This window comes from Vineibacter terrae, assembly GCF_008039615.1.
GTDB lineage: Bacteria > Pseudomonadota > Alphaproteobacteria > Reyranellales > Reyranellaceae > Vineibacter > Vineibacter terrae.
The window spans coordinates 79895-95300 of sequence record NZ_VDUZ01000038.1; the positions used below are offsets into that span (position 1 = coordinate 79895).

Sequence of the window (15406 nt, forward strand, 5' to 3'; positions counted from 1 at the left end):
ACCAAGGTGCCAGCACGGCCATCGGCCGTTGGATTGTCACGCAACAACGATTTGGGTATCGCATGGGCCTGGTCGCTGAACGGCGCGCCGTCGCGCGGCGTCTGCCGGCAATGGGGATCGAGGTGGGGATATCGCGCCTGTTCGCGAATTTGGGCCGCTCGATCCGCGGCAAGCTGGTGCTCGCCTTCCTGCTGGTGAGCCTGCTGCCGACGATCTTCATCGCCCAGCTCTCGACCTGGCTCGTGGCGAGCAACTACGATTCGGCGCTCGAGCGCTGGCTGACCGAGACCACCGTCTTCCTGGCCGACGAGTTGAAGGACACGCCCGACGGCGCCAAGCGCCTTGCCGATTTCATCGCGCAGGACCAGGCGGCGCTGGCCACGCTCCGGGCCGGCGGCCCGCTGCCGGCGCCGATCCACGGCCTCACCGACGCGTTCGGCTACTCGGCCATCGTGCTGTACGACGACACCGGCCGCATCCTCTTCTCCGAGCCGCCGATCAGGACCGTCCAGGAGATCCCGTTCGGCGACCAGGCGCCGCTCTACCGCCTCGAGGTCGGGGATCACGTCCGCTACGCCTCGGCCGGCATCCGGCGCATCGAGACCGCCGGCGGACATCAGACGCTGCTGCTGGGCACCTGGCTGGACCGGGATTTCCTCAGCCAGATGAAGTCGGTGACGTCGCTGGAGTACCGGATCTACTACGTCAAGCATGGCGCCTACGAAGAGATCTATTCCGCCCACGGCCCGACCGAGCCCGCCCGCCGGCCAGGTCCGGCGGTCCTGACGGCACTGAACCAGGGGGCGACCCACGTCCTTGATCGCGAGGTCGACGACGGCCAGCTCATCGGTGTCTACACTGTCCTGCCCGGCAAGTCGGACAAGCCGGCGCATGCCATCCTGTTCACGGGCGTGCGGGTCACCGAGGCGCTGCGCGGCCGGCCGACGCCGCCGCTGCTGTTCTCCGGCATCTTCGTCGTCGGCACCATCCTGTCGCTGGGCGCCGGTGTCCTGCTGTCCAAGCGCCTCGCCCGGCCGCTGCATCAGCTCGCCGAAAGCGTGCGGCGGCTGGCGGAAGGGCAGTACGGCGAGCAGGTCCCGGTCCAGGGCGAGGACGAGGTTGCCGAGGTCGCCACGGCGGTCAACCACATGTCATCCCGCCTGGCGGATCTGCGCTCGCTGGAGGAGCAGCTGCGGCGCCGCGAGCGGCTGGCGGCGCTGGGCCAGGTGGCAGCCGGCTTCGCGCACGAGGTGCGCAACCCGCTGGGGATCATCAAGACCTCCGCGGAGGTCGTGCGCCGGCGCGCCGAGCTGAGCCGGAAGGACGCCGACCTGATGGGCTACGTGATCGAGGAGGTTCGGCGCATCGATCACCTGATGCACGAGTTCCTGACCTTCGCCAAGCCGGCGCCGCCGGTCCTGGCGCGGCTGCTGCCGCGCCAGGTCGTCGATCGCGCGCTGGCATTCTGCAGCCCCGAGTTCTCGGCCCGCTCGGTAGCGGTCCAGCTCGATGACCGGGCGCCGGGGGCCGCCATCATGGGCGATGAGAACCAGCTCTTCCAGGCCTTGCTCAACCTGATCCTCAACGCCATCGATGCCATGCCGGACGGCGGCAGCCTGACCGTCGGCATCGCGCGCGAGGGCGCGCGGGTTGCCGTGCGGGTCGCCGACACCGGCGCCGGCATGGCGTCCGATGTCGTTCCACATGTCTTCGACCCGTTCTTCACGACCAAGGAGCGCGGGGTGGGATTGGGGCTGGCGAAGGTGCATGCGCTGGTCGAAGCTCATGGCGGCAGCGTGGCTTGCGACAGCGCCCCCGGGCGCGGCAGCACGTTCACGCTCAGCTTCCCGGCTACCTGAGGGTGCTCATGTCGCGCACCGTGCTGATTGTCGACGACGAGACCAAGCTGCTGCACGTGCTGTCGGTTGCGCTGGAGGCGCTCGGCTATCAGACCCTGACGGCCTCGACCGGGACCGCCGCCCTGAAGACCCTGGACGTCGAGGACGTCGACCTCGTGCTGACCGATCTGCGCATGCCCGGAATCACGGGCCGCGAGCTGATGCGGGCGATCCACGAGCGCCGGCCGGGCTTGCCCGTCATCCTGATGACCGCCTACGCTACCGTGCGCGACGCCGTCGATATCATCAAGCAGGGCGCGTCCGACTACATCGGCAAGCCGGTGGAGATGGATGAGCTGGAGTCGGCGATCGCCTCGGCGCTGCGGCTGCGCGATGCGCTGCGCGAGAACCAGCGCCTGCGCGAGGAATTGGAGGGCCGCTATCGCTTCGACAACCTGGCCGGCTCCAGCGCCGCCTTCCGGACCGTGATCACGGCTGTCGCCGAAGTCTGCGCCAGCAAGGCGAACGTGCTGATCACGGGAGAAAGCGGCACCGGCAAGGAGATGGTCGCGCGCGCCATCCACTTCAACAGCCCGCGCAAGGAAAGCCGCTTCATCGCCATCAACTGCGCCGCCATTCCCGAGAACCTGCTGGAAAGCGAGCTTTTCGGCCATGTGAAGGGTGCCTTCACGGGCGCGCTGTCCAACCGGCCCGGCCGCTTCGCCACGGCCGATGGCGGCACGATCTTCCTGGATGAGATCGGCGACATGCCGCTGGCGCTGCAGGCCAAGATCCTGCGCACGCTGCAGGAGCGGACGATCGAGCCGGTCGGCAGCGACCGCACCCGCAGCGTCGATGTGCGGGTGATCGCGGCGACGAACCGCGACCTGCTGGAAGCCGTGCGGGCAGGGCGCTTCCGCGAAGACCTGTACTACCGCCTGAGCGTGTACCCCATCGCGCTGCCGCCGCTTCGCGACCGTGAAGACGACGTCGCCGAGCTGGCCGACCGGTTCGTGGCACGCCTGGCCGCCGAGATGGGCAAGCGCGTGACAGGGATCACGCCGGCGGCGCGCCGCGCCATGGCGTCATATCCGTGGCCGGGCAACATCCGCGAGCTGCAGAACTGCGTCGAGCGCGCGGTGATCGTGGCGCGCGGCGATCTGATCGACCTTCCCGATCTGCCGCCATATCTGTTCCAGCCCACCGGCGCGGGCGCCACGGGCGAGCGGGAGAGCAGGTTGCCGGCGGATCTCGCGGCCGAGCTCGAAGCGACCGAGAAGCGCTGGATCATCGAGGCGCTTCGCCGGGCGGGCGGGGTGCAGGTGCGGGCAGCCGCGATGCTGGGGATCACCGATCGCGGTCTGTGGCATCGGATACGCAAGCTCGACATCCGGGTCGAGCGTGTTCCCAAGGCGTAAGGATCAGCGACGGCGCACCAACTCCGGGCGGCGCGCATCGAAGACACAGGAGCGGCAATCATGAGCGTCGACACGAAGGGCGTCCTGCTGCGTGAGCGTGGCGGACGACTTGTCCTTGTGCTGATCGCGGGCTATGTCGTGGCCGCAGGTGTCCTGGGCGGCGCCCTTGTCGCGATGGGAGCCATCCCGCCATGGCGCGAAGGCTCGACCTTCGAGCTGGTTCCCGGCACCGCGGCAATGCTGCTGGGCGCGGTGGCGATCCTGGCCTATCTCGGCGGCACGCCACCATCGGAAGCGCCGCTGCGACGACGCGGCCTGGCCCTCGGCGCCGTGCTTTTCCTCATCGGCCTGGAAGAAGCCTTCTCGCTGCATAAGATCATCGGCAGCGAGCGCGTGGTCGATCTGGCGCTCTGGCTTGCGATGGCCGCGGTCCTGCACAGCTTCGTGAGCAGGGTCGAGATTTCCGATCGTGCGGCGCTGTTCCTGGGCGGCGCCTGGATCGTGCATGGCCTGTCGGTGTTGGTGGAGGGCACCACGATGGTCTTTGTTCTTTCACCCACGGCGGCCGAGTGGGTCGATGAATTTCTCGAGTTCTGCTACGTGCCGCTCTATGGGGTGGCAGTCTTCTGCCTGCCGGTGATCACGCGCTTCGACAATGCGGCAACCATGCCCCAGGACGCAGCGCAGCGGGCGTCGTTTGCCGGGGCGGTGGAGCGGGCTGCGCTCGCGATCTGGGGCGAGATAGGCTTCAGGCTGTTCCGGCTGTCACGTCCCGGCGCCACGTTCGCCGACTTCTACGCCTACGATATCGAGCGCAAGCTCGCGACCGGCGCCAGCCACCCGACCCTGGGCAAGCGCAAGCGCGTGCGCCGCACCGGCCAGGCGCTCGATTTGACGACCGCCCGGCACGGAGCCCGTGGCCGTTTCGTGCTGGAACGCCTGTTCCTCGAGGGATTGCGGCCGGAGCATCGCGTGGTCGACTACGGCTGCGGCAGCCTGCGCATCGGCCAGCATTTCATCTCGTTCCTCGATCCGGGCGGCTATTGGGGCCTGGATGTCACCGACAGCTTCTATCGCGACGGGCTGGACCTGCTGCCGCCCGGTGCTGCCCAGGCCCGTTGCCCGCATCTGGCGGTGATCGACACCACCACCTTGAGCGATGTCAGGGCGCAGCAGCCGGATTTCATCGTTTGTGTCGCGGTGCTGCTGCACGTGCCGCCCGGCGAGCTGGACATGTTCTTCGACCGCCTGCTGGGGCTGCGTGCGCCGCATTCGGTCGTGGCCCTGTGGTTCGATGAATCGGCGACGCTGGTGCGCACCCAGGCCAAGGCATGGGCCTATCCGCGTGCCACCATCCTGGCTCAGGCCGGCCGCGCCGCGCCGGCCGCGGCCTGCTCGGTCGAAGTGTTCGACGACATCACCGCACGCTATGGCGGCCTGCCGGTGACGCGCTCCATCCTCTGGGTGCGGCCACGGGCGGCGAAGGTGCCGTCCGAATAGGCGCCCTCGCGGCCGGAAGACGAACCACAGAGGCACCGAGACACAGCGCAGCCGTTGGCCGCAACCAAATGCGGGGAAAGCGCTTCATGGTGAGCTTGTCGAACCATGAAGCGGCGCACCACTGCCCGTGCGACGCCTTCATGGTTCGACAAGCTCACCATGAAGGCTACAAAAATCACCGCGGCTCGCGAAGATTCTTGAAGTCAGTAGTACAGAGATCACACAGAGCAAGACATTATCGCGCGCCGAAGGCGCGCAACGTTTTCCTCTCTGTGCTGTCTCTGTGTCTCTGTGCCTCTGTGGTTTTCTTTCTGGCGCCAGATGCGATCGCCGTGCCTACCAGCGGAACTCCAGGCCGACGAAGACGGCGCGGCCGTCGCCGGGGTTGTAGAGCTGATCCACGGTGGTCGCGACCGGCCGCGCATTGGTGTTCGAGACATAGGTCTTGTTGAACAGGTTTCGCGCATCGAGAAACAGGCTCAGGCCGTTCTCGAACGTCCAGCCGGCCCGGGCGCCCAGCAAGGCATAGGCGCGGGTGCGAAACGCCTTGGTGTTGGCGTTGTCGACATAATAGCCCTGCGGCACCCATTCGACGTTGGGGCCGAACCAGAATCCCGATGGATGGCTGTAGCGCAGCTCGGCCCGGACGTAGTGCCGCGGCGCGCCCGGGATCTGATTGTCGCCGGCCACCGGGTCGTTGCGGAACCGGAAGTCGCTGAAGGTGTAGGCGAGGCGCGCCTGGACCTTGTCGGGGGCGGCGGCCGTCGCCGTGGCCAGCCCTTCAAGCAGCGTCGCATCGATGCCGAGCTCGACGCCCTGATGGATGGTGCGGTCGGCGTTGAGCGCGAAGCCGCCGTCGCCGGACCCGGGCACCACGAAGAGCTGCAGCTCGTTGCGGATCCAGGCGCGATAGACGGAAAGGTCGAAGCCGATGCCGCGCCACGTGCCGCGCGTGCCGATCTCCGCCGTCCATGACGTCTGCGGCTTGAGGTTGGCGAAGCCGGGGCTGGCGCTGGGGTTGAGCTCGGCGAAGGTTGGCGGCTCGGAGGCGCGGCTGACATTGCCGAAGACCTGCCAGTCCTTGCGCGGCTGCCACAGCACCCCGACCTTGGGGTTGACGCTGTTGAAGATCTTGCGGCCGCTGTCGTCGCCGTTGGCCAGGAGCTTGTCGTCGAGGCTCCGGCGGGCGTGGCCGAGCTGCGCCCCGACGATGAAGGCGAGCGTGGGATCGAGATAGAGCCGGTTCTCGGCGTAGAGCTCGACATTGGTGGAACGCTCATCGACATGGTTGGTGAGCGCGCCGCGGCGGCCGTTGTTGTTGACGTAGGTCTTGTTGACGTTGACGCCGGTGAAGAGATTGGCGCCGACGACATAGTCATTGCGCAGGCCGGCAACCGTGGCCGTTCCCGTCCAGCGCACGCTGGCGCCGCCGTCGTCCGAGACGTTGTCGACGACGCCGAACGACAGCGGATGGAACAGCACCTTGTGATGATACCAGGCCGAGGCGGTCACCGAGTCGTCGCCGATCCGGAACGTGGTGCGGTTGACCAGGCGCAGCGAGTCGATGTCGCGCCGCGTGTTCTTCAGGAAGCTCGACGGATCGGTCGCGCGCGGGTCGGTGTAGGCCAGCGACCGGGTGAGGGAGCTGGGGATCTGCTGCCGGATATGGTTGACGCCGGCGAAGAAGCGGGTCTCAACATCCTCATCGAAGCGGTAGCCGAGATTGCCATTGAAGCGCAGATAGTCGCGCTCGGTATGCTGCCGATAGCCGTCGGCATGGCTGAAGGTGGGCGAAAACCAGTAATCCCATGCCCCGGCGCTGCCGCCCAGCGCCACCTGGCCGCCGGCGTTGCCGAAGCTGCCGCCGTCTGCCCGCGCCAGCCATCCCGGCGCGCTGCGCCCGGTGGGCGAGACGTAGTTGATGGCGCCGCCCAGCGAGGCCGCGCCCCATTGCAGGGCATTGGCGCCCCTGAAGACCTCGATGTAGCGCACGCCCAGCGGATCGAGCTCCTGGGTGTCGGCGCCGCCGTCGGCCAGGTTCATGGGCACGCCGTCGACCATGATCCGGATGCCGCGCAGGTGGAAGTTGCGCGACAGGCCGGAGCCGCGGATCGACAGCCGCGCGTCCTCCTGCCCGTACTTGGGCTGCGCGAGGACACCGGGCACGTAGTCGAGCGCGTCCTTGATGGTGGTCGCCTTGCTGTCGCGGATCCGCTCGCTGGGCACGAGCCCGACGCCGCCGGGCGTGCGCTCGATGTCGCGGCGGGCGTCGTCGACCGACGGCACGGTCAGGGAAGGCACGACGCGATCGCCGGTGACGGTCACCGGCGGCACCTCGATGGGCGCCTGGGCGGCGGCCTGGTCGGCCAGCAGCAGGAAGCTCAGCACGGTGCCCGCGGGCAGCACCCGGCGCTTGTCAGGAGCACGTCGTTGGGACGGCATGGTCATGTCTCCAGCCACGCCGGCGCGCGGGCGCGCATATCCGGGCCGTGGCGAAAAGCTCGAGGACGGGGAGGCGGTGCGATCCGCGCGGTGGATCGCTACTGGGTCAGGCCATGCGCGGGCGCGGCCGGCGTCAGAGGATGACGCTCAGGCGACCGTCAAGGGTGGATCGCGGGGATGTCCCGGGCGTCGGGCCGGCGCCCGGTCCACGTGCTGCGGGCCTTGAGCGCGCGGTGGCGCCGTGGCATTGGCGATCCGCGCTGGCGGCAGGATCTCGGTCGGTTCGGGGGCCAGCGCCGGCACGCCGGCGGCAAGGCAGCAGGCGTGCTTGCCGGCCTTGGCCTGCACATCGAACGGCAGATGGAAGCCGACCGCCTTGCCGTCGCCCGCGTCCGCCGCTATGAGGGCGTCGAGGTTGACCAGCTTCAGGCCGTCAGCCGAGCAGACCACGACAAAGCCGTTGACCGGGCCGGTGGCGAAGCGCTCCAGGGCCCGGGCATGTGCCAGCGGCGTGAAGGCCTGCACCGTGAGCGCGAGCAGCGCCAGCCACAGCGCCAGCGCACGCCGCCAGGTGAGCATGGCGCTGGCCTTGTTTACGGGGGCAAATTTCGACGCACGATTGCCCGGACGGACCGCGCGGCTCCTGCCGCGCTCTTCGTCTGGTCGTGGCAACACCATGAGCGCGCCGGGGGGCGCGCGGTCCGGCACACGCCGCTGGGGGGCAGAACTGGCGCCTACAGCTGGACCGCCGGCGCGGCGAGCGCCCAGCGTGTCCCTGAGCATCTCGCCCCCGCGCCTTCTCATGGCCGGATGCCGATCGTGTCCTCGAGCGTCACCTGCTCGAAGTCGGAGATGAGGATGACGATGCGCACCGACCAGTGGCCGGCAATCGGCATCACCAGGCCTTCGACCCGCCAGCTTCCATCGTCGGATCGCCGCGCCGGGCGCCGCAGCGGCCCGATGCCGGCGACCGGGTCGGTCAGGATGAGCGTGACTTCCTTGGCCTTCAGGGGCCCGAAGTCGCCGGCTGCGATGGTGATGACGGCCTCGACGGGCCCGGCCCGGCCCGGGGTGATCGTCAGGTCGGCCATCGCCTTGGGGCCGTGGATATGCACGTAGGCTGGCTCGCTGGCCGCCGCGGCCAGCGCGCGCGGTGGTGGCGTGAAGCGCCACAGCGCCACGACGCTGAGGACCGCCAGGACCAGCACCATCTCTACCGCGATGACGCGCGCCAGGCGCCGCGCCGCACCGGGCGTGGCGTGCTCGACCTGGGGCGTCAATCGCCAGCGGTTGTAGGCCGCCAGGCCGGCAACGGCTGCCAGCAGGCCGAGCTTGATCAGCAGCACGCGTCCGTAGTCGGTCGTCCACAGCGCGCTCGCGTGCTGGACCTGGACAACGGCCAGGACGATACCTGCGGCCACCAGCGGGACGAGCACGAATAGAATGGCCCGCGAGAAGCGGCGCAAGGACATGGCAGCGTCCGGCGATTCGGCGACAAGCTGCGCGAACAGAGGCGTGAGCGCGCCGGTCCAGAAGGCGATGCCCACACTGTGCAGGAACACCGCCGAGCGCATCAACCATTGTGGATGAGCCGTGCTGGCATGTCCGCTCATCGTGAGCGCGGCGCCAATCGCCAGCAGCGCCACGAGCGACAACGCGCGGCATGCCGACACCCTGGGCGTGCCGAGCGATATGAAGGCTGCGATCAGCGCCGCGGCGACGACGATTGCCGTGCGTCCCTGGCTGCTGTCGACGCCAGCCGCCCAGGCCATGCGATGGATACGCCCCGAGAAGGGCAGCCCCAGGGCGTCGAGGCCCTGCAGGCCGATCGAGAACAGCGCCGCGACGAAGCCAAGGATGATCGCGCCGGCGATGACACGCAGGCCATGGCGCTCCGGCCTCGAGATCCAGGCGCGATAGAAGGCCCCGCCGATGCCCACGAACATCCCGATGAAGAGGCCAAGCTTGGTGGCCCAGATGGCGAAGCGTACGGGGCCGTCACCGACATCGCCGGCGGTTCGCATCGTGTTGACGCTGGGGGCGCCGATCGAGAACACGATGGCGCCGCTGACGGGATGGCCGTCCTCGGACACGACGCGCCAGCTCAGGACATGCGTGCCGATGCCGAGGTCCTTGGGCGCCTCGACGTCGATGGCTCTGCCCTGACGCGCCTGGCGCAAGAGATCGAATGCCGTGCCGTCCGGCCGGATGACCCGTAGCACCAGCGGCGTGACGGACTCGTTGAACGTCAGGACGAAGCGCGCCGGCGCCGTGCCCGTGACCTCGCCGTCGCCTGGATCGGTCCGGACCAGCGAGGCATGCGCCAAGGCCGGGCCCATCGATGCCAATGCCATCGCCAGCATGATGCCCAGGCAGGCCACGGCGCGCGCCAGCCACCGCCGCGCCGGGCCGCTTGGCGCCGCAGGCGCGGTATCGACAACCGCCACGGGTTGGAGGTGGCCCCGGATCATCTTGCCGCCAGGGTAGAAGAGGGCGGCTGTCCTGTCATTTCCTGGGCAGGAGCTTGAGGCCGGGCGCAGGCGCCTCATAGTCGTCGGCTTTCCTGTCCTCGGCCGGGATCTCGATCCAGCGGTCCACCGCGCCGCCGGCGCATTCCTGGACCACCGGGAAATAGAGCATCGTGCCGGGCTTGAGGCTGTCGGTGAGGTACACCTGCATCACGAACTCGTCATAGAAATCGTCCGGCAGGGCGCCGCCGCTCCAGGCGACTTCCGTCACGCCCTCGCTCACCGTGCTGCGGTGATAGTAGCTGTAGCTGCCGGCATATTTGCCCTTGACCGTGGCCAGCGTCCAACCCGGCTTGGGCATCGGCTTCACGCCGATCACGCCCTCCGGGATCTTGACGCGAAGGCCGATGGTGGCGGCGCCCTTGCAGCCATGCGGCACGCGGAAGACAGCCTTGTAGCTGCCCGCGACGGCGGCCTCCCGGGTCTCCAGCGAGACATGGGCGGATACCGGCAGCGCCAGGATGGACAGCGCGCACGCGCCCAGCGGCGCGATGATACGACGATAGACGGACATGGAAATCTCCACCGGACGGAACGACGGACGGTGTCCGGTCGTGGACCGGAGGCACCGCAACGAGGCGTTCAGGCGGAGGCAGGTGGATCCCGCGGATGGCCGGGACGGCCGGGTGGCGCATGGTCGAGAAGTTGCGGGCCTTCCGCGCGCGGCGGCGCTGTCGCATTGGCGGCGCGTGCCGGCGGCAGCGCCTCGGGCTGGTCCGGCTCCGTAGCGGGCACGCCGGCAGCAAGGCAGCAGGCATGCTTGCCGGTCTTGGCCTGGACGTCGAACGGCAGGTGGAAGCCGACGGCCTTGCCGTCGCCGGCATCAGCCGCCGTGAGGGCATCGAGATTGACCAGCTTCAGGCCGTCGGTGGAGCAGGCGACGACATAGCCGCTGACCGCGCCGTTTGCGAAGCGCTCCAGGGCACGGGCATGCGCCAGCGGCGCGAAGGCCTGGACCGTGAGGGCAAGCAGCGCCAGCCACAGCATCACCGCGCGCCGGCCCGACAGGGGCGTGGCGCTGGACTTGGCAGGCATGGCGTGAGAACGATCCATCGATCAGAGCGCGTGAGCTTTCCGGAGTCTTAACCCCGGCGATGAATGAAGTCGAGGCGGGCGCCGGCTATGCGACGAGATGAACCGCGCCGGCACTGGAGGAGAGTCTGCATGCCCAGCCCCGTCAATCGTCAATGGCTGCTTGCGTCGCGTCCGTCGGGCATGGTCGGGCCGCAGCATCTCACGTTGCGCGAGCAGCCCCTGCCCGAGCCCGGCGCTGGCGAGATCGTGGTGCGCACGCGGCTGCTGTCGCTCGATCCGGCCAATCGGGCCTGGATGTCGCCGGTGCCGACCTACAAGGCGCCGGTGGCGCCGGGGGACGTGATGCACGGCTTCGCCCTGGGCGAGGTCGTGGCCTCGAAGGTGACCGACATCGCCGTCGGTGACCTGGTCGACGGCATGCTGGGCTGGCAGGACTATGCCGTGATGAAGCCGGCCGATGTCACGCGGCGCGACGGCCGCTACCGGCCGGAGGCGCTGATGGGTGTGCTGGGCATCACCGGGCTCACCGCCTACTACGGCCTGCGCGAGGTCGGCCGGCCCAAGCCCGGCGAGACGGTGCTGGTGTCGGCCGCCGCCGGCGCGGTGGGCTCGATCGCCGCCCAGATCGCCAGGATCGAGGGATGCCGCGTCGTGGGCACGGCCGGCGGTCCCGAGAAATGCGCCTGGCTCACGGACACGCTGGGGCTCGATGCCGCCATCGACTACAAGAGCGCCGACCTGCGCCGCGCCCTGAAGGAGGCCTGCCCGCGCGGCATCGACGTCTACTTCGACAATACCGGCGGCGCGGTGCTGCAGGCGGCGCTCTACCAGATGAACATGGGCGGCCGCATCGTGTGCTGCGGCAACCTCTCGCAGTACAACGCCGAGAAGCCCGAGCCCGGCCCCATCGGCGTGCCCGGCCTGCTGGTGGTGAAGCGCCTGCGCATGGAAGGCTTCATCGTGATGGACTACTTCGCGACCCGTCCGCAGGCCGAGGCGACGCTCGCCAAGTGGATCGAGGAGGGCCGGCTGAAAGCCGCCGAGGACATCGTCGATGGCCTCGAGAAGGCGCCTGAAGCGCTGGCCGAGCTGTTCGCCGGCCGCAATCGCGGCAAGCTGCTGGTGCGGGTCAGCTGAACGGCCGCCAACCGCCCATCGGGCGAGGCTCTTTCGGACCGCGGGCGTCCACGCCCGCATTCGCTCGCACGAAGCGAAGAGCGAAATCTTTTCGGCGCTGACGCGCCGATGCGCGCGTGAGCGCGCGCGGTCCGAAACAGCAAGCCCCTCATCCGCCTCCAGCGTTTCGACGCTTCGCGTCGAAACGCCTCTATCGGGCACCTTCTCCCGTGCCTACGCGGGAGAAGCAGGGCTGTCCGGGGAAAAAGCCTTCATGGTGAGCTTGTCGAACCATGAAGGCCACGCACGACGGCTGGTGCGAGACGCTTCATGGTTCGACAAGCTCACCATGAAGCGTTGCTGCAGCGGAAAGTGCCAGGTTTTACCAGACATTTTCCCCGGACAGCCCTGCGGGAGAAGGGGAGTCTGGCGCAGCCTTTCCAGGCCCGGGCCGTTGAAATCGGATGCTCACGCGAGGCATCCATTTCTGCGCCATCATCCTGGCAGTGCTTGCGCTGGTGCCGGCCGGCGCGCATCTGCTCGAGTTGCCCAACAAGATCGGCTTGTCGCAGGCCGATTACTTCACCGTGCAGGCAATCTACCGCGGCTGGTCCCTGCTCGGCATCGTCCTGATCGCGGCGCTGCTCGCCAGCCTGGCACTGAGTGTATTGCTGCGCGGGCAGGGTGCGGTGTTCGCGCTGGCCTTGGCGGCGTTCCTGCTGATGGCCGCGACGCTGGTGATCTTCTTCGTCTGGACCTATCCGGCAAATCAGGCGACGCAGAACTGGACGGTCGCACCGGAGAACTGGCAGGCGCTGCGTGCCCATTGGGAATACGCGCACGCTGCGAGCGCGATCCTGACATTCATAGCGCTCTGCTGCCTTGCCCTGTCAGCACTCCTGGTGCGGCGATAGCCTCACCGGGCGTACAGCCCCTTGTGCAGGTCGCGCAGCACGTTCTTCTGCACCTTGCCCATCGTGTTGCGCGGCAGGTCGTCGACGAAGATCACGCGCTTGGGCTGCTTGAACTTGGCCAGCCGGCCCTCCAGGGCGGCCAGGATCGCCCGTTCATCGACGCTCGCGCCGGGCTTGCGCACGACCACGGCCGTGACGCCTTCGCCGAAATCGGGGTGCGGCACGCCCACGACCGCGCTCTCCACCACGCCCGCGATGGCGTCGATCTCGCCTTCGATCTCCTTGGGATAGACGTTGAAGCCGCCCGAGATGATCAGGTCCTTGCCGCGGCCCACGATGTGGACATAGCCGCGCTCGTCGATGCGGCCGAGGTCGCCGGTGATGAAGAAGCCGTCGGGCCGGAACTCGGCCGCGGTCTTCTCCGGCATGCGCCAGTAGCCCTTGAAGACGTTGGGTCCCTTCACCTCGATCACGCCGATCTCGCCCTGCGGCAGCACGCGCGCGGTTTCGGGATCGGCGATACGCAGCGCGACGCCGGGCAGGGGGAAGCCGACCGTGCCCGCCACCCTGTCCCCGTCATACGGATTCGAGGTGTTCATGTTGGTCTCGGTCATGCCGTAGCGCTCGAGGATGGCGTGGCCGGTGCGGGCGCGCCAGTCGCGGTGCGTCTCGGCCAGCAGCGGCGCCGAGCCCGATATGAAGAGCCGCATATGCCGGGTCGCATCAGGCGTCAGGCCGCGATGCTGCAGCAGGCGGGTGTAGAAGGTCGGCACGCCCATCATGGCGGTGGCGCGCGGCAGCAGCCGCATCACCGCGTCGGCATCGAACTTCGGCAGGAACAGCATCGAGCCGCCGGCCGCCAGCAGCGTGTTGGTGGCCGTGAACAGGCCGTGCGTGTGGTAGATCGGCAGCGCGTGCAGCAGCACGTCGTCGGCCGTGAAGCGCCAGTACGCCACCAGCGTGCGCGCGTTCGACGCCAGGTTGTCGTGCGTGAGCATGGCGCCCTTCGAGCGCCCCGTCGTGCCCGACGTGTAGAGGATCGCGGCCAGGTCGTCGGCGGCGCGCGCGACGTCCGCGAATTGCGGCGCCTGCGCTGCCGCCTTGGTCGCCAGGCTGCCGTCGCCCGTGGCGTCGAGCGTCTCGACCGCCTTGACGCCAGCCTTGCCGGCGATGGCCGCGATGCCCTCGCGCCTGGCCGGATCGCAGACCACGACGGTGGGCTGGGCATCGCCGATGAAATACTCCAGCTCGGCGATGGTGTAGGCGGTGTTGAGCGGCAGGAAGATGGCGCCGGCGCGCACGCAGGCCAGGTAGAGCAGGATCGCGGGCACGCTCTTCTCGACCTGCACCGCGACCCTGTCGCCGGGGGCCACGCCCAGCGCCACCAGCGCATTGGCATAGCGGCCCGTGCCGTCGATCAGCTCGGCGAAGCTGAGCGTGCTGCCGTCCGGCGTCTCGATGAAGGCCTTGCCGGGGGCGGGAATGGACGAGCGGACGAGCGAGAACAGGTGGTTGGTCATGCGCAAACGTTACGGCTGGGGATCAGCCGTCGTCATAGCCCGTCTGGCCGCAGCGCGCCAATAGGGTTTGATAGTTGTCGTCCTGAGCGCAGCGGAGGACCTTGCGGTGGTCCTGACAAAGTATGACGGCACTGAAAGCCGCCGTGCTTTGAGCGAACCACCGCAAGGTCCTTCGCTGCGCTCAGGACGACAGAATGTCACGCCGCTTGCGCGGCGGCCAGCTCGGCATCCTTGGCGTAGACGCGCTGCAGCGCCTGGCGCTCGCGCAGGCGCGCGGCATAGGCCGTGAACTCGGGGCGCTCGGGCAGGGCCTTGATCATCATGCCCCAGGTGAGGCCTGAGCCGATGACGACGTCGGCCGCCGAGAAATGCGGTCCCAGCAGGTACGGGCCCGTGGCCACGGCCTTGGCCACGAGGTCGAGCGTGGCATCGTAGCTGCCGTAGCCGAGCGCGCCGGGCGTCACGTCGGGCCGCTTGAACATGCGGTCGATGATCGCCGGCTCCAGGCAGCTCGGCCCGAAGAACAGCCACTTGAGGTAGGGGCCGCGCCGCAGGTCGCCGACCGGCACGTTGAGGCCGGCCGACGGGTAGGCGTCGGCAAGGTAGCAGCAGATCGCCGCCGCCTCGGTGACGACGACGCCCTTGTGCGCGATGGCCGGCACCTTGCCCATGGGATTGACGGCGAGGTATCCGGGCTGCTTGTGCTCGTCCTTCTTCAGGTTCAGCAGATGCAGGCGGTAAGGCTCGCCCAGCTCCTCCAGCATCCACTGCACGATGATCGAGCGCGATTGCGGGGCATGATAGAAGACGATGTCGGGATCTCTCGCCATCGGTCGGCTCCTGCCAGGATGGTCCTGGCGCGCCTTATAGCACGGCCCGGCCCAGCCGCGAGACGAAGCGGTTGGCGATCTCCGCACCGTCGCGCAGGAAGCGGCGCGTACCGACTATCGGTGGAGGGAGAGTCATGGCTGTCATCCCGAGCGCAGCGAGGACCTCCTACCGGTTATCAAGGGGAAAATGGAGGGCAATAAGGGGCGCTTGTGGTTTGATGGCGGTCCCTTGCCGTGTGAGCGTAGCGCCGTGCTCGGCGCTGTC

Annotated in this window: 12 protein-coding genes; 5 read left to right on the forward strand and 7 right to left on the reverse strand. The window is 68.6% G+C overall.

Annotation, left to right across the window (positions count from 1 at the left end; all coding sequences use genetic code 11):
* The first annotated feature begins 62 nt into the window (after window positions 1-62).
* From FHP25_RS28250 to FHP25_RS28260, 3 genes are read left to right on the forward strand one after another with little or no spacing between them, the layout of a single operon-like run.
* Window positions 63-1859 (forward strand): sensor histidine kinase, encoded by a 1797-nt coding sequence (locus FHP25_RS28250; protein ID WP_147850327.1) that lies wholly within the window; start codon window positions 63-65, stop codon window positions 1857-1859.
* An 8-nt stretch (window positions 1860-1867) separates the two neighbouring features.
* The gene (locus FHP25_RS28255; RefSeq protein WP_147850328.1) at window positions 1868-3256 is read left to right on the forward strand and encodes a sigma-54-dependent transcriptional regulator; all 1389 of its coding nucleotides are present in this window, start codon (window positions 1868-1870) and stop codon (window positions 3254-3256) included.
* A gap of 60 nt (window positions 3257-3316) precedes the next feature.
* Complete coding sequence (locus FHP25_RS28260; protein WP_147850329.1) at window positions 3317-4756, forward strand: class I SAM-dependent methyltransferase; 1440 nt, start codon at window positions 3317-3319, stop codon at window positions 4754-4756.
* Between the two features lie 336 nt (window positions 4757-5092).
* Here FHP25_RS28260 and FHP25_RS28265 read toward each other — a convergent pair whose 3' ends face one another.
* From FHP25_RS28265 to FHP25_RS28285, 5 genes are all read right to left on the reverse strand, one after another.
* On the reverse strand, window positions 5093-7198 hold the full coding sequence (locus FHP25_RS28265) for a TonB-dependent receptor family protein (RefSeq protein ID WP_178133835.1): 2106 nt from the start codon (window positions 7196-7198) through the stop codon (window positions 5093-5095).
* Window positions 7199-7345: 147 nt separating this feature from the next.
* Window positions 7346-7777 (reverse strand): DUF2946 family protein, encoded by a 432-nt coding sequence (locus tag FHP25_RS28270; protein ID WP_147850331.1) that lies wholly within the window; start codon window positions 7775-7777, stop codon window positions 7346-7348.
* 221 nt (window positions 7778-7998) lie between these two features.
* The gene (locus tag FHP25_RS28275; RefSeq protein WP_147850332.1) at window positions 7999-9669 is read right to left on the reverse strand and encodes a copper resistance CopC/CopD family protein; all 1671 of its coding nucleotides are present in this window, start codon (window positions 9667-9669) and stop codon (window positions 7999-8001) included.
* A 34-nt stretch (window positions 9670-9703) separates the two neighbouring features.
* The gene (locus FHP25_RS28280; protein WP_147850333.1) at window positions 9704-10240 is read right to left on the reverse strand and encodes a YcnI family protein; all 537 of its coding nucleotides are present in this window, start codon (window positions 10238-10240) and stop codon (window positions 9704-9706) included.
* 68 nt (window positions 10241-10308) lie between these two features.
* On the reverse strand, window positions 10309-10761 hold the full coding sequence (locus FHP25_RS28285) for a DUF2946 family protein (RefSeq protein ID WP_147850334.1): 453 nt from the start codon (window positions 10759-10761) through the stop codon (window positions 10309-10311).
* Between the two features lie 129 nt (window positions 10762-10890).
* Here FHP25_RS28285 and FHP25_RS28290 point away from each other — a divergent pair, with 129 nt between their 5' ends.
* On the forward strand, window positions 10891-11898 hold the full coding sequence (locus FHP25_RS28290) for an NADP-dependent oxidoreductase (protein ID WP_147850335.1): 1008 nt from the start codon (window positions 10891-10893) through the stop codon (window positions 11896-11898).
* Between the two features lie 485 nt (window positions 11899-12383).
* Entirely contained in the window at window positions 12384-12791 is a 408-nt protein-coding gene (locus FHP25_RS28295; protein WP_218578652.1) for a hypothetical protein, read from the forward strand.
* A gap of 2 nt (window positions 12792-12793) precedes the next feature.
* Here the strand turns inward: FHP25_RS28295 and FHP25_RS28300 are convergent, their stop codons facing one another.
* Both FHP25_RS28300 and FHP25_RS28305 read right to left on the reverse strand, forming a co-directional pair.
* Window positions 12794-14311, reverse strand: a complete 1518-nt coding sequence (locus tag FHP25_RS28300; protein ID WP_147850337.1) for a malonate--CoA ligase — start codon at window positions 14309-14311, stop codon at window positions 12794-12796.
* Between the two features lie 197 nt (window positions 14312-14508).
* The gene (locus tag FHP25_RS28305) at window positions 14509-15141 is read right to left on the reverse strand and encodes a glutathione S-transferase family protein (RefSeq protein ID WP_147850338.1); all 633 of its coding nucleotides are present in this window, start codon (window positions 15139-15141) and stop codon (window positions 14509-14511) included.
* Window positions 15142-15406 lie beyond the last annotated feature (265 nt).